The sequence below is a fragment of the Streptomyces sp. XY431 genome, from assembly GCF_001279805.1.
GTDB classification, from domain to species: domain Bacteria; phylum Actinomycetota; class Actinomycetes; order Streptomycetales; family Streptomycetaceae; genus Kitasatospora; species Kitasatospora purpeofusca.
Genome location: NZ_LGDO01000256.1, coordinates 13,477 through 31,844, shown reverse-complemented (window position 1 = coordinate 31,844; position 18,368 = coordinate 13,477). Strand labels below are relative to the sequence as shown.

19 protein-coding genes are annotated in these 18,368 nt (G+C 74.7%); 4 read left to right on the top strand and 15 right to left on the bottom strand.

Going from position 1 to position 18,368, the window contains the following annotated elements:
- Positions 1–184: 184 nt before the first annotated feature.
- The gene (locus ADK60_RS22750; RefSeq protein ID WP_053648504.1) at positions 185–1,228 is read left to right on the top strand and encodes a serine protein kinase RIO; all 1,044 of its coding nucleotides are present in this window, start codon (positions 185–187) and stop codon (positions 1,226–1,228) included.
- A 75-nt stretch (positions 1,229–1,303) separates the two neighbouring features.
- Here the strand turns inward: ADK60_RS22750 and ADK60_RS22745 are convergent, their stop codons facing one another.
- From ADK60_RS22745 to ADK60_RS22690, 12 genes are all read right to left on the bottom strand, one after another.
- Positions 1,304–2,404: an LLM class flavin-dependent oxidoreductase gene (locus ADK60_RS22745; RefSeq protein ID WP_053648502.1), complete on the bottom strand. Its 1,101-nt coding sequence runs from the start codon at positions 2,402–2,404 to the stop codon at positions 1,304–1,306.
- A 6-nt stretch (positions 2,405–2,410) separates the two neighbouring features.
- Positions 2,411–2,983, bottom strand: a complete 573-nt coding sequence (locus ADK60_RS22740; protein WP_079008625.1) for a flavin reductase family protein — start codon at positions 2,981–2,983, stop codon at positions 2,411–2,413.
- On the bottom strand, positions 2,980–3,813 hold the full coding sequence (locus ADK60_RS22735; RefSeq protein ID WP_053648500.1) for an alpha/beta hydrolase: 834 nt from the start codon (positions 3,811–3,813) through the stop codon (positions 2,980–2,982). The genes ADK60_RS22740 and ADK60_RS22735 overlap by 4 nt, the downstream gene beginning before the upstream one ends.
- Positions 3,810–5,003, bottom strand: coding sequence for an LLM class flavin-dependent oxidoreductase (locus ADK60_RS22730; protein ID WP_053648498.1), 1,194 nt, complete (start codon positions 5,001–5,003; stop codon positions 3,810–3,812). The genes ADK60_RS22735 and ADK60_RS22730 overlap by 4 nt, the downstream gene beginning before the upstream one ends.
- A gap of 79 nt (positions 5,004–5,082) precedes the next feature.
- Positions 5,083–6,276, bottom strand: coding sequence for an acyl-CoA dehydrogenase family protein (locus ADK60_RS22725; RefSeq protein WP_053648496.1), 1,194 nt, complete (start codon positions 6,274–6,276; stop codon positions 5,083–5,085).
- Complete coding sequence (locus tag ADK60_RS22720) at positions 6,273–7,331, bottom strand: ABC transporter ATP-binding protein (RefSeq protein WP_079008626.1); 1,059 nt, start codon at positions 7,329–7,331, stop codon at positions 6,273–6,275. Before ADK60_RS22720 ends, ADK60_RS22725 begins: the two co-directional genes overlap by 4 nt.
- A gap of 23 nt (positions 7,332–7,354) precedes the next feature.
- Positions 7,355–8,479, bottom strand: coding sequence for an ABC transporter ATP-binding protein (locus ADK60_RS22715; protein WP_053648494.1), 1,125 nt, complete (start codon positions 8,477–8,479; stop codon positions 7,355–7,357).
- Positions 8,460–9,419, bottom strand: coding sequence for an ABC transporter permease (locus ADK60_RS22710; RefSeq protein ID WP_053648492.1), 960 nt, complete (start codon positions 9,417–9,419; stop codon positions 8,460–8,462). Before ADK60_RS22710 ends, ADK60_RS22715 begins: the two co-directional genes overlap by 20 nt.
- A complete protein-coding gene (locus ADK60_RS22705; protein WP_079008624.1) occupies positions 9,416–10,495 on the bottom strand; it encodes an ABC transporter permease in 1,080 nt (359 codons plus the stop codon). The genes ADK60_RS22710 and ADK60_RS22705 overlap by 4 nt, the downstream gene beginning before the upstream one ends.
- Complete coding sequence (locus ADK60_RS22700; RefSeq protein ID WP_053648491.1) at positions 10,492–12,042, bottom strand: ABC transporter substrate-binding protein; 1,551 nt, start codon at positions 12,040–12,042, stop codon at positions 10,492–10,494. The genes ADK60_RS22705 and ADK60_RS22700 overlap by 4 nt, the downstream gene beginning before the upstream one ends.
- A gap of 625 nt (positions 12,043–12,667) precedes the next feature.
- Positions 12,668–13,531, bottom strand: coding sequence for a DsbA family oxidoreductase (locus ADK60_RS22695; RefSeq protein WP_053648551.1), 864 nt, complete (start codon positions 13,529–13,531; stop codon positions 12,668–12,670).
- An 89-nt stretch (positions 13,532–13,620) separates the two neighbouring features.
- A complete protein-coding gene (locus ADK60_RS22690) occupies positions 13,621–14,040 on the bottom strand; it encodes an RrF2 family transcriptional regulator (RefSeq protein WP_053648489.1) in 420 nt (139 codons plus the stop codon).
- A gap of 211 nt (positions 14,041–14,251) precedes the next feature.
- On the opposite strand from ADK60_RS22690, the gene ADK60_RS22685 reads away from it, so the two are divergent.
- Positions 14,252–14,806 carry a cupin domain-containing protein gene (locus ADK60_RS22685; RefSeq protein WP_079008623.1) on the top strand — a complete coding sequence of 185 codons (555 nt, stop codon included), beginning with the start codon at positions 14,252–14,254 and terminating at the stop codon, positions 14,804–14,806.
- Between the two features lie 21 nt (positions 14,807–14,827).
- On the opposite strand, the gene ADK60_RS22680 is transcribed toward ADK60_RS22685, so the two are convergent.
- Entirely contained in the window at positions 14,828–15,721 is an 894-nt protein-coding gene (locus tag ADK60_RS22680) for a TauD/TfdA family dioxygenase (protein ID WP_053648487.1), read from the bottom strand.
- A 206-nt stretch (positions 15,722–15,927) separates the two neighbouring features.
- On the opposite strand from ADK60_RS22680, the gene ADK60_RS22675 reads away from it, so the two are divergent.
- Positions 15,928–16,512 (top strand): DinB family protein, encoded by a 585-nt coding sequence (locus ADK60_RS22675; RefSeq protein ID WP_053648485.1) that lies wholly within the window; start codon positions 15,928–15,930, stop codon positions 16,510–16,512.
- Positions 16,513–16,627: 115 nt separating this feature from the next.
- Complete coding sequence (locus tag ADK60_RS22670) at positions 16,628–16,957, top strand: UBP-type zinc finger domain-containing protein (RefSeq protein WP_078897343.1); 330 nt, start codon at positions 16,628–16,630, stop codon at positions 16,955–16,957.
- A 44-nt stretch (positions 16,958–17,001) separates the two neighbouring features.
- On the opposite strand, the gene ADK60_RS22665 is transcribed toward ADK60_RS22670, so the two are convergent.
- Together ADK60_RS22665 and ADK60_RS22660 are read right to left on the bottom strand one after the other, a co-directional pair.
- Entirely contained in the window at positions 17,002–17,520 is a 519-nt protein-coding gene (locus ADK60_RS22665; RefSeq protein ID WP_053648483.1) for a dihydrofolate reductase, read from the bottom strand.
- Positions 17,517–18,314 carry a thymidylate synthase gene (locus ADK60_RS22660; RefSeq protein WP_053648481.1) on the bottom strand — a complete coding sequence of 266 codons (798 nt, stop codon included), beginning with the start codon at positions 18,312–18,314 and terminating at the stop codon, positions 17,517–17,519. Before ADK60_RS22660 ends, ADK60_RS22665 begins: the two co-directional genes overlap by 4 nt.
- Between the last annotated feature and the right edge of the window lie 54 nt (positions 18,315–18,368).

The following is an 18,368-nucleotide window of genomic DNA, read 5'->3' as shown; positions in this document are numbered from 1 at the left end:
GCGGGGCTTCCGTGGCGTGGGGACTGACGTGGAGAAGCAGAGGAGGTGCGTTTCGATGGTCGCCGCCGTGTCGCGGCGCGCCTTGGTGTGCGCGCCATACGCCTCTTCCTCTCGTCTTTCGCCCACCGGCTGACGACGCCTCGCAACTGGCGCATCGGTGGGCTGTTCCCCAGGAGCCACCACAGTGCGTGAGCGCTTTTCCAGCACCGACACCGATTCCTTCTCCCGTATTCGCGCCAAGGGCGCACCCCGTCGTGGCCGCCGGTCCGAGCGGTTCGACGACAACGAGCCCGAGGTCGTGCTCCGGTTCGACGACCACGGGGCCTACGCCGTCGCCAGTGACGAGTACGCCGACTTCGACGGCGAGTACGAGAGCCACGACGGCGAGTACGAGAACTACGACGACAGCTACGACAGCTACGACGACAATCCCGACGGCGGCCCGGCCGGGGGCGACCGCTGGTCGACGTGGGACCAGTCCACCCCCACCGAGAAGGGGCCCGAGCCGCGCCCTGGCTGGGTGGTGACCGAGCTCGCGGCCGTGGACACCGAACTCGGGCTGGTGAAGACCGGCAAGGAGGCGGACGTGTTCCTCCTGGAGCGCGGTGTGCCGGGCACGGACCGCCGCACGCTGATGGCGGCCAAGCGCTACCGCGACTCCCAGCACCGGATGTTCCACCGGGACTCCGGGTACCTGGAGGGGCGTCGGCACAAGGAGTCCCGGATCGCCCGGGCGATGGCCAAGCGCACCGCGTTCGGCAAGGAGGCCATCGCCGCGCAGTGGGCCGGTGCCGAGTTCAACGCGCTGTGCCGGCTGTGGTCGGCCGGGGTGGCCGTTCCCTACCCGGTGCAGATCACGGGCACGGAGATCCTGATGGAGTTCGTCGGCGACGAGAGCGGCATCGCCGCGCCCCGGCTCGCGCAGCTGAGGGCGGAGGAGGTGGACGTCGAGGACCTGTGGGAGCAGCTGGGCCGGAGCCTGTCGCTGCTGGCCGGTGACGGGTACGCGCACGGCGACCTGTCGGCGTACAACATCCTGGTCCACGAAGGGCGGCTGGTGATCATCGATGTGCCGCAGATCGTGGACGTCGTCGCGAACCCGCGCGGGCGCTCGTTCCTGGAGCGGGACGTGCGCAACGTCGGCGCCTGGTTCGTCTCCCGGGGGCTGCCGGAGCACCGCGTCGGCGAGCTCGTCGGATCGCTGGAGTTCGACGCGCGACTGGGGTGACGAGGGGTCGGTCGGTCGGCGGGGTGCGACCCCGCCGCCCGACCGGACACGATCCGACAGAGCCGGCCCCCGCCGTCAGGCCTCGCGCTTCCAGAGCCCCCGCTCGGCGAGGATCGGCAGCACGTTCTCCCCGACCCAGTACGCCCCCTCCAGGTGCGGGGCGCCGGAGAGGATGAACTCGTCCACGCCCAGCCGGTGGTACTCCTCGATCCGGTCCGCCACCTCGCGGTGGTCGCCGACGAGGGCGGTGCCCGCGCCGCCGCGCACCAGGCCGATCCCGGCCCACAGGTTGGGGGAGACCTCCAGCCGGTCGGTCGAGCCGCCGTGCAGCAGGCGCATCCGCCGCTGCCCCTCGGACTCGCTGCGGGCCAGTGCCGCCTGGGTCTCGGCGATCCGCGCCGGGTCCATGCCGGCGAGCAGGCGGCCGGCCTCCGCCCACGCCGCCTGCGCGCTGTCGCGGGTGATGACGTGCAGCCGGATGCCGAACCGCGGTGTGCGGCCGTGCCGGGCGGCGAGCTCGCGGACGTGCCGGATCTTCTCGGCGACCATGGCGGGCGGCTCGCCCCAGGTGAGGTAGACGTCGGCGTGCCGGGCGGCGACCTCGGCGGCCTCCGGCGAGGAGCCGCCGAAGTACACCTCGGGCACCGGTTCCGGCAGCCGGGTCAGCCGGGCGGCCTCCACCCGGAGGTGGGTGCCGCGGTGGTCGACCTGTTCGCCGCGCCAGAGCCGGCCGGTGATGGACAGGAACTCCCCGGTGCGGGCGTAGCGGCCCGCCTTGTCGAGGAAGTCCCCGTACGCGCGCTGCTCGGCGGACTCGCCGCCGGTGACGACGTTGAGCAGCAGCCGGCCGCCCGACTGGTTCTGGTAGCTGGTGGCCATCTGGGCGGCCAGCGTCGGGCTGAGCTGGCCGGGTCGGAAGGCCACCAGGTACTTCAGCCGCTCGGTCTCCCGGGTGAGCATCGCGGTGGTGAGCCAGGCGTCCTCGCACCAGGCGCCGGTCGGCGTCAGCGCCCCGGTGAAGCCGAGCTGTTCCGCGCTGCGCGCGATCTGGCCGAGGTAGGCGATGCTCGGCGGCCGGTCGGTGCCGGCGGTGCCGGGCGTCGAGCCGTGGCCGCCGCCGACGACGTGCCGGCTGTCCCCGGTGGTCGGCAGGAACCAGTGGGCGGTCAGCGCCATGGCGGCTCAGCCCTCCCGCACCGGGACGAACCCGCCGTAGCCGCCGTCGTGGTGGACCAGCGGCGGGCCGTCGGTGGTGTCGACGGCCAGTACCTCGCCGACGACCAGCAGGTGGTCGCCGACCGGCTGGAGCAGGAACGGGCGGGCCGTGAGCCGGGCGGCGGCGCCGGCGAGGACGGGTGTGCCGTACGGGCCGGTGTGCCAGTCCGTGCCGGCGAAGCGGTCGATCCCGCTGCGGGCGAAGCGGTTCGCCAGCTCCCGCTGGTCGTCGCGCAGGATGTGCACGGTGAAGGCCTCGGCCTCCCGTACGGCGGGCGCGGCCGAGGCGGTGGCCGACAGGTAGAAGGACACCAGGGCGGGGTCCAGGCTGACCGAGGTGAACGAGGTGGCGGTGAAGCCGACGGGGCCGCCGGGCCCGGCCGCGGTGATCACCGTGACGCCGGCCGCGTGCCGGCGCAGGGCGCTGCGGAGCAGGTCGGCGCCGTGGGCTCCGGCGAGCGCGGACGGCTGGGCGAGGACGGGCGGTTCGGCGAGGGCAGGTGGTTCGGCGAGGACGGGACGTTCGTCGAGGGTGGTCATGCGGGGTCTCCTTCCGGGGCGCGCGGGTGGGGGGTGCGTCCGCCCGCGTCGGTGGTGACGATCTGGGCGGGCAGGTGCGGGCCGCCCCGCAGGCGTTCCAGCCACTGGACGACGGCGGCGGCGACGCTGCGGTGGGCGGCGTCGTTGAGCGCGTCGTGCCGGCCGTCGGCGACCAGGACGAGGTCGGCGGCGAGTCGCCCGGCGAAGCGCCGTGCGGTGGCGGGCGGTGACACCGGGTCGGCTGACCCGTGCACCACGAGCACCGGCAGTTCAAGGACCGGCACCCCGTCGGCGGGGCCTTCGGTGACCGCGTCCTCGGCCGCCCGGGCGAGGTCGGCGGGGACGTCCTCGGCGAGCGCGCCGGGCCGGAAGTCCGGGTCGGCGGCCAGCAGGCCCCGGTGTGCCGGGCAGGACGTCCGGGCGCCGAGCTCGTCCGTCCAGCCGTCGGCGGTGTCCGAGGCTTCGGGTGCGGCAACTGTGCTGGGCAGGCCGACGAGCAGCAGCCCGTCGGGTGCGGCCTGCCGGGCGGCGGCCAGCGCGAGCAGGGCGCCGGTGTCCGAGCCGGCCAGCACCACGGGCGTGCCGGGCGGCGCGACGGCGCGGGCCTCGGCGACCTGACCGGCCAGGTCCGGCAGGGCGGACCTCGCGGCAGGCACTGCCGGGACGACCACGCGGTAGCCGTCGAAGGCCAGCCGCCGGCCGAAGCGGGCGTACACACCCGGGTGCTCGCCCCGGCCGGGAAGCAGCAGGACGGTGCCGCGCACGGTGACGCCGGCGGCGGGCTCCCAGGTGACTGGGACAGGCCCGGCGGCGGTGACGGAGGTGGTCATCGGGCCGCACCGGACACCGCGACGGCGGCCTGTGCGGTCTGCTGCACCTGCGCCTCCCCAGCAGCCTCAGCAGCCTCGGCCTCCCGGGCCGCCCGGGCGTCGCGGCGGGCGACCTCCTGGCGCACCAGCGGGATGAGCTCCTTGCCGTAGTCGAGGGCGTCGTCCAGCGGGTCGTAACCGCGGATCAGCAGCGTGGTGGCGCCGAGGTCGACATAGTCCAGCAGGGCCTGGGCGACCGTCTCCGGAGTGCCGACCAGGGCGGTCGAGTTCCCGGCGGCGCCGGTCGCCGCGGCCGGGGCCGTCCACAGCGCGCGGTCGTGCCGGTCGCCCTTGGCGGCGGCGGCCAGCAGGCGCTGGGAGCCGACGTTCTGCGGCGCGGCCCCGGGACCGGTCGGCAGGATCCGGCGGCGTCCGCCGAAGACGTCGTCGCGCTCCTTGATGGTGGCCAGGATGCGGTGGGCGCGGTCCCAGGCCTCCTCCTCGGTGCGGCCGAGGATCGGACGGAAGGACACGCTGATGCCCTGGAGGTCGGTGCGCCCGGCGGCGGTGGCGGCGGCCCGGACGGAGGCGATCTGCTGGGCGGTCTCGGCCAGCGGCTCGCCCCACAGCGCGAAGGTGTCGGCGTGCTTGCCGCCGACCCGGTAGGCGGCCTCGGAGGAGCCGCCGAAGAACAGTGGGATGCGCGGCCGTTGGACCGGCAGCACCTCGGACTTGAAGTCGGCGAGGCGGTAGTACGGGCCCTCGTGGTCGAACGGCTCCCCGGCGGTCCAGGCCTTGGTGAGCACGGTCAGGTAGTCGTCGGTGCGGGCGTAGCGCTCGTCCTTGGTGAGGTAGTCGCCGTCGCGGCGCTGCTCGGCGTCGTGGCCGCCGGTGATGATGTGGACGGCGACCCGGCCGCCGGAGAACTGGTCCAGGGTCGCGAAGGTGCGGGCGGCGACGGTGGGTGCGATGAAGCCGGGGCGGTGCGCGATCAGCAGGCCCAGCCGCTCGGTGTTCGCGGCGGCGAACGCGGCGACCTGGTTGGGGTCGGGGCTGGCCGAGGAGTGGGCGATCAGGATGCGGTCGAAGCCGGCCTCCTCGTGCGCCCGGGCGAACCGGCGGGTGTAGTCGGGGTCGACCACCGGGCCGTGCGCGGGGCGGGTCTCGGAGACGTCGTGGGTGGAGATCATGCCGATGAACTCGACGGGCATGGTGGTCTGCCTTTCTTGGCAAGGGTCTTGGCGCGGGGGATCGGGAGGAGGAAGGGAAGGAGAGGGAGGAAGGAGTCGGTCAGCCGACTGTCGGGCGGCGGTGCAGGGCGGCCCGGCCCCGGGCGAGCAGGATGGTGTCGTCCTGCGGGGTGTGCACCCGGGCGCACAGCACGTCGCGCAGGTGCCGCTGGAGCGGGTGGTGCCGGGTCAGGCCGTGGTTGCCGACCAGGGCGACGGCCCGCTGGACGGAGTCCACGGCGGCGCGGGTGCCGAGCAGCTTCGCGCCGGGCGCCTCCTCGACGGCTGGCGGCTCGCCCGCGTCGACGGCCGCGGCCAGCGCGGCCACCAGCCGCTCGGCGCCGCCGAGTTCGACGTCGATCAGGCCGAGTTCGCTCTGGAAGCGGGGCAGGCTGGCCAGGGGCGCGCCCAGGGCGCTCGGGGTCCGCTCGTGCAGGAAGGCGGTGAGCCAGGACTGCGCCGCACGGGCGACGCCCAGGTAGAGGGCGGCCAGGCCGAGCGAGTTCCAGGCGGCGCCGACCGGGTCCCGGCCGCCCTCCGGGGAGGGGGCGGCGAGCCGGGCGGTGTGGTCGAGCGGGACCCGTACCGCGTCCAGCAGCACATCGTCGCTGCGGCTGGCCCGCAGGCCGAGGTGGTCCCAGGTCGGCTCGACGGTGATGCCGGGCAGGTCGCCGCGGACCAGGAACGAGCCGACCCGGGGCTCGGGTTCGTCGGTGCGGGCCCACACCAGCAGCCAGCGCAGCGCCGGCGCGCCGGTGGAGAAGATCTTGCGCCCGGTCAGTTCCCACTCGTCGCCGCGCCGTTCGGCCACGGTCGCCGGCAGCCCGCCGCGCACGGGGGTGCCGAGCTCCGGCTCCACCCGGACGTGGTTGACCAGGGTGGGACGCTCGGCCGACTCGGCGAGCAGCTGCGCCAGCGGACCGGCCGGCCAGTGGGCCTCGCGCGCCTCGGCGGCGTGGACGAACAGGGTCATCGCGGTGACCAGGGCGACCGCCGGGTCGCCCGCGCCGAGCGCGCGTAGGATCCGGACGGTGTCGGCGAGACCGCGGCCGGGGCCGCCGTGCCGTTCGGCGACGGTCGCGGTGAGCAGACCGGCCCGGTGGACGAGCGCGATGCCCTCGGTGGGGAAGGTGGCGTCCCGGTCGTGCTCGGCGGCCCGCTCCGCGAGGGCGGCGGTCAGGGCGGGGAGTCCGTCGAGGTCGGGCGGCGGGGGTGCCGGTCGGGCGAGGGCGGCCGGTGCGGGTGCCGGGGTCATCGGGGCTGCTCCGAAGGAGTGGTCGCGTCGGGGACGGGGGTGCGGACGGCGTCACCCGGGTGGAGCCGGGCCCGCCAGCCCGGGCTGTGGTGGCAGGCAGCGGCGTGCGCCTCCTGACCAGTGGTGGAGACCCCGGTGGCCGGGCCGAGCTCCGGCACCGCCGCGCAGGCCGCGTCCGCGAACGGGCACCGGTGCGCGAATCCGCAACCCCCACCCGGGACGGCGGCCCCGGCGGGCGCCCGCAGGAGCCGCAGCACGGTCCGCCGGGCGGGATCCGGGCCCGGCGCCGAGGCGGCCAGCAGCGCGCTGTACGGGTGCAGCGGCCGGTCCAGCACCGCCTCCGCCGGGCCCTGCTCGACGATCCGGCCCCGGTAGAGCACGGCGATCCGGTCGGCGATCCCGGCCAGCGAGTCGAGATCGTGCGAGATCACCACGACGGCCAGGTCCAGTTCGCGGCGGAGCCGGTCCAGCAGGCGCAGCACGTGGTTGCGGTTGGAGGCGTCCAGGGCGCTGGCCGGTTCGTCGGCCAGCAGCAGCCGGGGCCGTCCGACGATCGCCCGGGCCAGGGCGACCCGCTGACGCTGGCCGCCCGACAGCGCGCCGGGGGTGCGGGCGGCGAGCGCGGCGTCCAGGCCGACCCGGTCGAGCGCCTCCCGCACCCTCGGCCCGCGCTCGGCGCGGGGGACGCCGGCCACGGCGAGCGGTTCGCCGACGAGGCGGGCCACCGTCAGATCGGGGTCGAGGGAACGCAGCGGGTCCTGGAACATGTACTGGACGGTCCCGGCACGCCGCGCCGTCCGCAGGGACCGGCCGCGCAGGGTGGTGCGGTCGGTGCCGTCCACCGTGATCCGGCCGGCGGTGACGGGGGCGAGCCCGGCCACGGCCCGGGCGAGCGTGGTCTTCCCGGAGCCGGTCTCGCCGATGAGGCCCAGGATCTCTCCGGAGCGTGCCTCCAGGTCGACCCCGCCGAGCACAGGGGTGCGGCCGTAGCGGACCTCCAGTCGCTCGATCCGCAGGGCGGGGGATCCGGTGACGGGCGTCGGCCCGTCCGTGATCGACGAGGCGATGGCGGTGATGCTCACGCCGGGACCTCCGTTCGTTCCGTGACGTCCGTCGGTTCGCGGACGCCGCTGAGGGTCAGTTCGGCGCTGCGCAGGCAGCGCGCGGCCCGGCGGCCGGTTCCGGGGGCGGGCGTGACCGGGACGGGCGTGAGCGGGACGGCCTGCTCGGTGCAGGCGGTGGTGGCGTACTCGCAGCGCGGGGCGAAGCGGCAGCCGGCTCCGGCGGTGCCGGGCTCGGGCGGCCGGCCGGGGATGACGGCGAGCTCCCAGCGGTCGCGGCGCCCCAGGGCAGCGACCCGCAGCAGCGCCTCGGTGTACGGGTGGGCCGGGGCGGCGACCACCTCGCTGGTGGGGCCCTCCTCGACGACCTCGCCCGCGTAGAGCACGAGGACCCGGTCGCACACCTCGGCGACCACCGCCAGATCGTGGCTGACCAGCAGCAGGGCCAGCCCGTGCCGCTCGCGCAGCAGGCCCAGCAGGTCCAGCACCTCGGCCTGGACGACGGTGTCCAGCGCGGTGGTGGCCTCGTCGGCGACCAGCAGCTGCGGGTCGCCGGAGATCGCGACCGCGATCAGGACCCGTTGGAGCATGCCGCCGGAGAGTTCGTGCGGGTAGCTGTCGTGGACCCGCTCCGGGTCGTGCAGACCGACAGCCTCGAAGAGTTCCACCGCCCGCCGGCGGGCCTGGGCGCGGGTGAGTCCGCGTCGGCGCAGCGGCTCGCCGAGCTGGCGCCCGACGGTGAGGGTGGGGTTGAGGTACGAGCCCGGGTCCTGGAAGACGGCGCCGATCCGGGTGCCGCGCACCTGCTGCCACTGGCGGTCGGTGAGGGTGACGAGATTCGCGTCGGCGAGATCCGTGTCGGCGCTCCCGGTGCCGCCGTCCGCCGTACCGCCGAGGACGATCCGCCCGGCGGACACGGCGACCCCGGGCGACGGCAGGCCGAGCACCGAGCGGCAGGTGAGCGTCTTGCCGCTGCCGGACTCGCCGACCAGCCCGACGGCCTCGCCGGGGAGGAGGTCGAACGAGACGTCGCGGACGGCCTCGGTGCGGCCGTGGCCGACGGTCACGTGCAGCCCCTCGACCCGCAGGGCGGCGGTGCGGGCGTGACGGCCGAGCTCGGGCTCAGGCGGGGTGGGGGACATGGTCGTGCTCCTTCCGGTCCGGCGTGGACGGGGCGCCCGGCACGGGCGGGGCCGGCTCGGGCGAGCCCGCGCCCGACGCGGCACGCCTCCTGGCGACCCGGCGGGTGCGGGCGGTGGCCGGGGCGCCGGTCCGATCGGTGTCGGCGAGGACGTCCGCCAGCAGGTTCAGCGCCCCGACGGTGAGCATGATCAGCACGGCGGGCGGGAGCGGTGCCCACGGCTGCTGGGCCAGGAAGCCGAGGTCGCTGGCGAGCATGCCGCCCCAGGTCGGGGCCGGTGGCTGCACACCGATCCCGAGGAAGGTGAGGGAGGAGACCGTGAGCAGACCGGTGGCCAGCGCGTGCGCGGTGGTGACGGCGACGGTCGGCAGCACCTTGCGCCAGGTGTGCACCCGCAGGATCCAGAACCGGGAGGCGCCCATCAGCTCGGCGGCCTCGACGTACTGGGCGCGGTCCAGTCCGAGCGCGGCGGCCCGGGTGACGCGGAAGAACAGCGGTGCGAGCAGGACGCCGAGCGCCAGCATCGCCTGGTGCAGCCCGTTGCCGAGCAGGCCGACGGCGGCGATCGCGAAGAGCGTGAACGGCAGCGTCATCAGGGAGTCCACGGCGCGCAGGGCCAGCCAGGAGGCGGCCGGGCCGAACCGCACCGACAGCAGCCCGGGGACGACCCCGAGCAAGGCGGCGACGGCCACCGCCTCGACGGCGGCGAGCACGGAGAGCCCGGTGCCGGCCAGCAACCGGCTCAGCACGTCGCGGCCCAGGTAGTCGGTGCCCAGCAGGTGGTCCGCCGAGGGTCCGCCCAGGATGTGGGCGGTGTCCTGGACGAGCGGGTCGGCCGGGGCGAGCCGTCCGCCGAACAGGGCCAGCAGCAGGACGAGGGCCAGGACGGCCAGCGCGGCGCGGGCGACGGGCACCCGCAGGGAGGCGCGCAGCGCGTTCACCGGGTTCCTCCCACAGCCGCTGCCGCCCCCGTCGCCTTTCCCACGCGCCCCTCCGGCCTCGGCCGAGGGCCGCGCCGGGCCACCGGGTTGAGGGCGAAGAGCACGGCGTCGACGGCCAGATTCGCCACGAGCACCACCGCGACGGTGACCAGCAGGGTGCCCTGGATCACCGGCACGTCGTGCTGCTCGGCCGCCCGGAGGGAGAGTTGGGCGATCCCCGGCAGGTTGAAGATCCGCTCGGTGACCACGGCGCCGCCGATGAGGACCGGCACGCTCATGCCGAGCACGGTGAAGGCCGGACCGGCCGCGTTGCGCAGCGCGTGGCCGAACAGCACCCGGCGGCCCGAGAGTCCGCGCATCAGGGCGCCGGTCGCGTAGTTCCGGCGCAGCTCCGCGACCAGTGAGGTCCGCAGCTGGCGCGCGATGCCGGCGGCGGCGTCCAGGCTGAGGGCCAGGGCCGGCAGCAGGGCGAACCGCAGCCACTGGCCCGGCTGTTGGGAGAACGGCACGTACCCGCCGGAGGGCAGCAGCCGCAGCTGGACGGCGACCAGGGTGATCAGTCCGATCGCGATCACGAAGGCGGGCAGGGTGCCGAGCAGGGTGCAGACGGCGGTCACCGCGCGGTCCAGCCGGCCGCCGTTGCTCAGCGCCGCCGCGACACCGGCCGCGCCGCCCAGCAGGACGGCCAGCAGCAGGGCGAGGCCGGCGATGGAGAGGTCGACCGGGAGCGCGGTGGCTATCGAGTCGGCGACCGGCACGGTGGTGAACCAGGAGGACCCGAGATCGCCGCCGACCGCGTCGAACAGCCAGTCGCCGTACTGCACGGCCAGCGGCCGGTCCAGGCCGAACTCGTGGTCCAGCCGGGCGATGTCGGCCGCGGTGGCGGTCTCGCCGAGGACGGCGGCGGCCGGGTTGGCGTCCGAGACGGCGCCGAGGCCGAAGGTGAGCAGCGAGGAGAGCAGGAAGACGGTGACCGTGCTCGCCAGCACCCGCCCCAGCGGGCGCGGGGCGCGCGCCCCTCGGCGGGCGAGGGGCCCCGTGCGCCAGGCGCCCGCGCGGGGCAGCACGGCGCTCACGAGGCGGTCACCCCCTCGAATCGCTGCACCGCCGTGAAGGCCGGGATCGGCGAGACGGACTTCCGTCGGGCCAGCAGCCGGGGGACGCTGTAGAGGAAGGTGTTGGGCATCGTGCGCACCGCGAGCGCGGTCGCCGCCCGGAGCACCTTCGGGTACTCCGGCGAGTCCAGCGGGGTGCGCGAGACCTGCTCGACGGCGGCGGCCAGCTCCGGCGGGGTGTGCCGGCCCGGGTTCATCAGGCCCTGTTCGCCGAACAGCACCTGGAAGGCCTGCGCGGCGGAGTCGCGGCCCGCGAACTGGTCGGTGAACAGGGCCTTGGCGTGCTGGATGTAGACGATCTGGGTGGCCTGCGCCGCCGGGACCACGTCGATGGTGGCCCGGATGCCGACCTCCTTCAGCTGCGCCTGGAGCTGCTCGGGCAGTCCCTGCGCGGCCGTGGTGGTCAGGGTGAGGTCGACGCCGTCGGGGTGGCCGGCCTCGGTGAGCAGCGCGCGCGCTTTGGCCGGGTCGTACCGGTAGAGGTCGGCCGAGGCGGGGTCGTAACCGACGTAACCCTTGGGGAACGGCTGGTGGTTGACCTCGCCGTAGCCGAACAGCTGGGTCTTGAGCAGGGCCTCCCGGTCGATCGCGAACTTGAGCGCCTCGACCACCTTGGGGTTGTCGAACGGCGCCTTCTCGACGTTGACGTCCAGCACCGCCACCACCAGGGACGGGATCACCTGGACCTCCAGGCCCGCCGCCTCGGCCGCGGCGACCTGGCTGCCCGGGATCTGGGCCACGTCGAACTGTCCGGACTGGAGCCCGGCGACCACGGTGGCGGCGTCCGGCAGCGGATGGACCTCGAAGGTCTCCAGCTTGATCGCTGTCGCGTCCCAGTAGGCGGGGTTGCGCCGCAGCACGGCCTTGGCGTTCTGGGTGTAGGAGGTGAGGGTGAACGGCCCGGCACCCGCCGGGCGGGTGGCCAGCCCGGCGGCGTCCGACTCGAAGGCCTTCGGGTTGACGATCATGCCGGTCTTGCCGGCCAGCAGGTTGGGGATCTGGTAGTCGGGCCGGGAGAGTTCGAGCAGCACGGTCTGCGCGTCGGGTGCGGACACCTCGCGGACGCTGGTGAGCTGCGGGGCGACCAGGGACTTGGCCTCGGTGCGCCCGCGGTCCAGGCTCTTCTTGACGGCCGCGGCGTCCAGCGGGGTGCCGTCGGAGAACGTCAGTCCGGGGCGCAGGGTGAAGGTGACCGAGGTGCCGTCGGCGCCGAACTTCCAGGCCGAGGCCAAAGCCGGTACGGCGGTGCCCTGTTCGTCGAGCTTGGTGAGGCCCGCGTAGACCAACGACAGGGAGTGGACGTCCCAGCCCGCCGAGGAGAACACCGGATCCCACGAAGTCGGCAGCGCCCAGCCCCACTTGAGGGTTCCGCCGGTGGCGGACCCGCCCGTCCCGGCCTGCCCGGGGTCGCCGCACGCGGCGAGGGCGAACGAGGCACCGAGGCCCAGGCCGAGGCCGAGCAGGGAGCGTCTGCCGAGCAGTGGGCGGTCGTTGGAGGAGCTGGTCATGACGGTCGGTCACCTTTCGGAGGGTGCGCGGCAGTTCCGGCTTCGGGCGCGGGCAAGGACGCGGGCAAGGGCACGGAGCGCGGGATCGGGGCAGGGCGGTGGGCGGAGCAACGGCGCGGGGAAGCGGGGCCGGGAGAGCGCGCGACGGTCGGCGCGGACGGGTCCGACGGGCGGTGCCGAGGGCCGGGAGACGCGTGGGAGGCACAGGGGTGGCGGTCGGCCGGGGGAGGGGCCGGTAGGCCGGGAGCCCGGGGCGCCGGGTTCAGGGCCCGTACGAGCGGTTCGCCCGGGCGGGCCGGGGCGCGGCGGCGTCGTGGCCGCCAGGTCCGGACGCGGTCAACAACAGTGGGTGCTGCTGGTGCGTCGGTGACTCGTCCAGCGGCGCACCGGGAGGGGGTGCGTGGAGGTCATGGACTCATCCTGGCCAGGTCAGCGGCCTGCTGTCAATGGACACCAAAAGGTGTCCCTTTGCTTCGGCGGCTGCCGCAACACGCCCTCAATGTGCCGTTCACGCGGCACCTTTGCGACGTCCACGGAGCGCCGTTGTACCGGCGGGATCCGGCCGGTGCGCCGAGCGCGGGGCGGCGCCGTGTGACGTCTTCGTCCCGTTCGGAGGCGCGGGTCCTCAGTCGCCGGCGGGGGAGCGGTGGGCCGCCACGACGGCCGGGCCGGAGCGCTCCTGCGGGTGGAGGACGACGTCCCCGTTCGCGGTCCGCACACGCCGGGATCCGGGCGGCAGCCCTCCGGTCGTTCCGGCCAGCTCGGGACCGGTGAGGCTCCGGTACCGTTCCAACAGGTCAGCGGCGGTGGGAACGCGGTCCGCCGGCGGCAGCGGCGCGGGGGAGACGGCGGCCAGCGCGCTCCGGTACTCGTCCGCGCTCCGCCACCCCGGCACCACCCGGCGCCCGCCCGGCCCGGTGAACACCACGGTCGGCAGTGCGTACCGGTGGCCGCCGTCATCGGTCTCCTTCGCCGCCCCCGGGTGGGGTCCGTCCCCGCGCAGCCCGATCACCTCCGGCAGCGGCCGCCGGGCCTCGGCGCGGTCGCGGCGCACCCGCTCGCGGACGGCCGCGGAGGCAAGATCGGCCCGCAGCCGCAGCTCGTCTAGGCCGGGCACCCCGGCCACCGCCGCGAGCACGCGCTCGGGGGTGTCGGCGGGCTCGCCCAGGACGAACACGCTCTCCCGCAGCCGGCGCAGCACCCGGTCGGCGACCAGCGGGCCCTGCGCCTCGGCGGCGGCCGCCGCCAGCGAGGACGGCCAGCTGCTCGCCGCCACCCAGCCCAGCCGGGCGGCCCGCGGCGCGCCCGCGTGGTCGGTGATCCGCTCGACGTACCCGGAGTACCAGGCCGTCTCGGCGGCCGGGTCCGGCGCGGGCTCCTCGTCCTCGTCGAACAGGACCCCGAAGACCCTCCGGTGCCGGCAGAAGCCCTCCGTCTCGCGCAGCAGCGCCCGCAGCCTCGGCTCGGCCGCCCAGGACCACGGGCACATCGGGTCGGTGTACTCGACGACCTCGACCGCACTGGCCCCGACCCCGACCTCGGCCTCGGCTGAGGCTGGGGCTTCGTCCCCGTCCCCGCTCACGCGGTCGCCACCCGGTCGCCGGAGCGCACCAGTTGGGCCACCGTCGTACCCGAGAGGATCTCCACGGCACGCTCCTCGACGCTGCGCCAGACCGACGGCAGTCCGTGCGCGGGGCCCGGGTAGTCGAGTCCGGCCAGCGGCTCGCCGCGCAGGGTGATCACCTCGCCGTCCACCGCGCGCACCACGTCCAGCAGGGTGATCTCCTCGGCCGTCCGGCCGAGCCAGTAGCCGCCCTCGCAGCCGCGCTGGCTGCGGACCAGCCCGGCCCGCCGCAGTTCGCCCACCACGGACTTGAGGAACCGGAACGGGATGCCCTGGGAGGCGGCGATGGCCTCGCAGGTGAGTGGGCGCGACGTGTCGCAGGCGAGCTCGACCAGAGCCCGGGCGGCGTAGTCGGCCTTGGCGGATATGTGCATGCACCCGAGTATCCCCCGGGCGGAGCGGTGCTCAAGTCCCTTGTCCGCCAAGGGCGGGACCGGCGGGCGGGAAAAGACACCTCTTGACATCCTTTTGCCGCCGGGCCTAGCGTCCGGTGACATCCCGGGGCGTCGGGCGCGGCCTGGGGAGGCACCGGGATACGCCGTCCCTACCGCTACTGCCCTACTGCCCGCCCGACCCAGGAGCACCATGTCCGCCGAATCCCACTCCCACCCGCACACCCCTTCGCCCGCCGGTGAGGGGCCGGCCGTCGTCACGGAGGCGGGCACCGGCTTCCACCCGCACCTGCACGGCACGGACGCTCCCGCCGGCACCGCCCTGCGGGCCCGGCTGCACCACATCCGCGCCGGTGAACTCGACGACGGCACCGCCCAGACCGGTGGGATGCGGCGCTTCGCCGCGATCAGCGGACGGACGGTCGGCTCGGAGAAGCTCTGGATGGGACAGACCCACGTCGCTCCCGCGACCGCCTCCTCCGACCACCACCACGGCGAGTCCGAGACCGCGATCCACGTGGTCAGCGGGCACCCCGAGTTCGTCTTCGTCGACGACTCGTCCGGCACGCCGGAGGAGGTCCGCCTGCGTACGGGCCCGGGCGACTACATCTTCGTCCCGCCGTTCGTCCCGCACCGCGAGGAGAACCCGGACCCGGACGAGGAGGCGGTGGTCGTCATCGCCCGCAGCACCCAGGAAGCCGTCGTGGTCAACCTCCCCGGCCTCTACGCCCTCGGCGACGGCGGCTGACCCCGCACCTGCCTCTGTTCCTCACCGGTCGGCGGGCCGGTCCGCCCAGACCCGGGCCAGACAGCGCCGCTCTCCCGGACCGGCGGGATCGTCGAACCCGGTCCGCCCGTGCAGGACGGCCGTGTTGTCCAGGAGCAGCAGATCGCCCCGGCGCAACGGGACCCGGAGGACCATCCCGGGGTCGGTCAGCACCCCGTGGAGGGTGTCCAGCGCCGCCTGCCGACCCGGTGGGAACGGCCGGCCGGTCTCCTGCTGGCCGCGCTCGATCCAGTAGCGGTTGTACTGGACGTGCAGGCCGTGGCGGCGCTGCTGGAACACGGGGGAGACGCGGTCGAAGTCCGGCCCGCGCCCGAAGTGGAAGTCCTGGTACAGGTGCTGCAGCGCGGACGGGTCCTGCTCCGCGAGACGGTCGTGGACGGCGCGGGCGCTGACGAGCAGCGACTCACCACCGGCCCGGGCCGGGCGGATGCACAACAGCCCCAGCAGCCACGGCGACTCGGGTCGGTGCGACCGGTCGGTGTGCGGGTCGAGCGTCCTGGCGTCCCCGTCCCGCTCCGTGGCACGGTCGGCGGCGGAGCGGTGGACCGCAGGCGCGGTCTCGGCGGTGAGCAGGTCGTCCGCCGCCGGGCCGTCCGCCGCCGGGCCCGCCGGGAGCGGCAGCACCGTGCCCAGCCGTGCGGCGAAGCTCCGGCACAGCTCGGCGCACTGCGGATCGCCGAGCCCGTCCAGCTCCAGGCCGCGCACCAGGGCCAGCCCCGGCCCGTGGCGCAGGCCGTGGGCGACGCGGGCGACCGGATCGGCGGCGTCCTGCGGTCCGCCCGGCGGGCTCGGCGACCAGGGAACGACCCAGTCCTGCTCGTCCAGGGTGTCGGGCGTCCAGGCCCGGGGCCCCGGCCCTTCGGCACGTCCCGTCATCAGTGCTCCCCTTCCCTGCCGGGTGGCGCGCGGTCCGAGCGGAGTGCCGTCCGGACAGCCACGTCCACCAGCCGTACGAGCAGGAGTCCCGAGAACTTCTTCCCCGCCCCCCGGGACGAAAACCCGCCCCGACGGCCACCGGCCGGTCGTCGCGGACCACGTAAGGATCTTGAGACCACGAGCAGTCCATGGCAGGCTCGTGCCGCATGATCGATGAATTCGCGAAGGACAACCTGCACGGGAGACTGCGGCGGGACCGCGAGGCGCTGCTCTGGAAACTCGACGGCCTGTCCGAGTACGACGCCCGCCGACCTCTGACAGCGACCGGGACCAACCTCCTCGGCCTGGTCAAACACATGGCCACCGTCGAGGCCAGGTACTTCGGCGAGGTCTTCGAACGCCCTTCCCCGGAACCGCTGCCCCGGTGGCAGGACTACGACGGCAGCGATCTGTGGGCGACCGAGGACGAGACGCGCGATCAGATCATCGGGTTCTGTCGGCGCACCTGGGAACACTCGGACGCGACGATCAACGAGCTCCCCCTCGACGCCCCCGGCAACGTCCCCTGGTGGTCGGAGCCCTCTCCCAACACGAACCTGTTCGCCGTCATGGTCCATGTCCTCGGCGAGTCCAACCGGCACGCCGGGCACGCCGACATCCTGCGCGAGAGCCTCGACGGCCGGACCGGGATCCGCCCCGAACACGAGAAGCGGATCGACGAGGAAGCCCGTGCGGCTTACTGCGCAAAGCTCGAGCAGGCCGCAAGGTCGGCCGCACCGCTCAAGGCTTAGAGGCTGCCTCCTGCCCTGATCACACCCCGGGTGGTCCGATCGACTCCGACGGTCACTACCGCCGGACAGCAGGTCCGGCCTGCGCCGCCGGGTCCGGCCTCGTAGGGTGTGCCCTGTGAACGATCGGCACGGATGGCGGGTCGCGCCCGATCCGGGCCGGGCCGTCCAACCGACCTGCGACCACCTCGACGGCCTGCGCGAGGTCCCGGCGAACGCGGCCCCCGGCTGCGAGGACTGCCTACGGGACGGCGGCACCTGGGTGAACCTGCTGGCCTGCCTGAGCTGCGGGCACCTCGGCTGCTGCGACAGCTCCCCGGGGCAGCACGCCTACCAGCACGCCCACGCCCACCGTGCCCACCACATCGCCCGCTCGCTCCGGCCCGGCGAGCACTGGGCCTGGTGCTACACCGACGAGGTCTACCTGCGCCCCGCCCGCCCGGCGTGACCGCGTCCCCGTTCCGTGGGCCCGCGGAACGGGCGTGCGGAAGGTCAGTCCGAGTCGCCGCGGCGCGCGTACGTGCGGATCCGGTAGCGCACACCGGACGTCGAGGTCCGAGACCCGCCGTCCTCGGTGACGGTCCAGTCGGGGCCGACGGCGGGGGCGTAGGTGTCGCCCTGCACCGACAGGTCGACCTCGGTGACCGACAGGGTCACGGCCCGGTCGATGACCTGGCGGTAGAGCTGCCCGCCGCCGATCACCCAGGTCTCGGCACCCGTGCCCTGCCCGGGTTCTGCGGCCGCGAGGTCCAGCGCCTCGTCGAGGGACCCGGCGCGGTCCGCGCCGTCCGCGGACCACTGCGGATTGCGGGTCACCACGATGTTGCGCCGCCCGGGCAGCGGCCGGAAGCGCGGCGGGAGCGACTCCCAGGTGCGGCGGCCCATCACCACCGGGCGCCCGAGGGTGGTCGCCTTGAAGTGGGCGAGGTCCTCGGGCAGGTGCCACGGCATCGTGTTGTCCGCGCCGATCACACCGTCCGGCGTCTGGGCCCAGATCAGTCCGATCCTCATACCGCGACCGGTGCCTTGATCGCGGGGTGGTGCTTGTAGTCCACCATCTCCACGTCGCCGTACGCGTAGTCGAAGAGCGATTCGGCCTGCCGCAACCGCAGCGCGGGGAAGTCGAACGGCGTCCGCGAGAGCTGCTCGGTCACCTGCTCCACATGGTTGTCGTAGATGTGGCAGTCACCGCCGGTCCAGATGAAGTCCCCGGGCTCCAGGCCCACCTGCTGCGCGACCATGTGGGTGAGCAGGGCGTAACTGGCGATGTTGAACGGGACCCCGAGGAACAGGTCGGCACTGCGCTGGTAGAGCTGGCAGGAGAGCCGGCCGTCGGCCACGTAGAACTGGAACAGGGCGTGGCACGGAGCGAGCGCCATGGCGTCCAGCTCCCCGACGTTCCAGGCCGAGACGATCATCCGGCGCGAGTCCGGATCGTTGCGCAGCGTGTCGAGGACCTGACTGATCTGGTCGATGTGCCGCCCGTCGGGAGTCGGCCAGCTGCGCCACTGGACGCCGTAGACGGGGCCGAGGTCGCCGTCCGGGGCGGCCCACTCGTCCCAGATGGTGACACCGTGCTCACGCAGCCACTTCACATTGGACTCGCCGCGCAGGAACCACAGCAGCTCGTACACCACGGACTTCAGGTGCACCTTCTTGGTGGTGACCAGTGGGAACCCCTGCGAGAGGTCGTAGCGCAACTGGTGTCCGAACACGCTCCGGGTACCGGTGCCCGTCCGGTCGGCCTTGGCCGTCCCGGCGGTGAGCGTGTGCCTCAACAGGTCTTCGTACTGGGTATCCACCACGAGGGGCAAGTGTACGTGCCCACCCTGTCCGCCCCGGCCCGCCAGGGGTCCCCG

Excerpts from the sequence above, each read along its gene's own strand:
- ADK60_RS22745 (WP_053648502.1), bottom strand. The coding sequence starts at position 2,404 with ATGGCGCTGACCGCCCACTGGTTCCTGCCGACCACCGGGGACAGCCGG.
- ADK60_RS22740 (WP_079008625.1), bottom strand. The coding sequence starts at position 2,983 with ATGACCACCCTCGACGAACGTCCCGTCCTCGCCGAACCACCTGCCCTC.
- ADK60_RS22735 (WP_053648500.1), bottom strand. The coding sequence starts at position 3,813 with ATGACCACCTCCGTCACCGCCGCCGGGCCTGTCCCAGTCACCTGGGAG.
- ADK60_RS22730 (WP_053648498.1), bottom strand. The coding sequence starts at position 5,003 with ATGCCCGTCGAGTTCATCGGCATGATCTCCACCCACGACGTCTCCGAG.
- ADK60_RS22725 (WP_053648496.1), bottom strand. The coding sequence starts at position 6,276 with ATGACCCCGGCACCCGCACCGGCCGCCCTCGCCCGACCGGCACCCCCG.
- ADK60_RS22715 (WP_053648494.1), bottom strand. The coding sequence starts at position 8,479 with ATGTCCCCCACCCCGCCTGAGCCCGAGCTCGGCCGTCACGCCCGCACC.
- ADK60_RS22700 (WP_053648491.1), bottom strand. The coding sequence starts at position 12,042 with ATGACCAGCTCCTCCAACGACCGCCCACTGCTCGGCAGACGCTCCCTG.
- ADK60_RS22695 (WP_053648551.1), bottom strand. The coding sequence starts at position 13,531 with ATGTGCCCGTGGTCCTGGGCGGCCGAGCCGAGGCTGCGGGCGCTGCTG.
- ADK60_RS22690 (WP_053648489.1), bottom strand. The coding sequence starts at position 14,040 with ATGCACATATCCGCCAAGGCCGACTACGCCGCCCGGGCTCTGGTCGAG.
- ADK60_RS22685 (WP_079008623.1), top strand. The coding sequence starts at position 14,252 with ATGTCCGCCGAATCCCACTCCCACCCGCACACCCCTTCGCCCGCCGGT.
- ADK60_RS22680 (WP_053648487.1), bottom strand. The coding sequence starts at position 15,721 with ATGACGGGACGTGCCGAAGGGCCGGGGCCCCGGGCCTGGACGCCCGAC.
- ADK60_RS22675 (WP_053648485.1), top strand. The coding sequence starts at position 15,928 with ATGATCGATGAATTCGCGAAGGACAACCTGCACGGGAGACTGCGGCGG.
- ADK60_RS22665 (WP_053648483.1), bottom strand. The coding sequence starts at position 17,520 with ATGAGGATCGGACTGATCTGGGCCCAGACGCCGGACGGTGTGATCGGC.